This is a genomic window from Herbaspirillum sp. UBA812 (genome assembly GCF_002296545.1).
In the GTDB taxonomy this organism is placed as follows: domain Bacteria; phylum Pseudomonadota; class Gammaproteobacteria; order Burkholderiales; family Burkholderiaceae_D; genus Herbaspirillum; species Herbaspirillum huttiense.
Genome location: NZ_DBIC01000088.1, coordinates 9,119 through 9,365 on the forward strand (window position 1 = coordinate 9,119; position 247 = coordinate 9,365).

The following is a 247-nucleotide window of genomic DNA, read 5'->3' on the forward strand; positions in this document are numbered from 1 at the left end:
TCTACCAATTTCACCACGTCGGCTTGAAGCAGCTATTGTACCTTCATTTGTTACTCTTGTTCAATGCACAATCAGCGAAAAAGAAAGATTCTTCCTACTTTATTCTTCGATTATTTCAGTATCCGCAAAGGCTTATTTCGGAATCTGGTTCGACTGGTCGCCCGGCTTCGCAGCTTCGGTCGGCGCAGCAGGTGCGGCAGGTGCAGCTTGCTGCGCAGGAACGGCCGGCGCCTGCAGATTATCCATC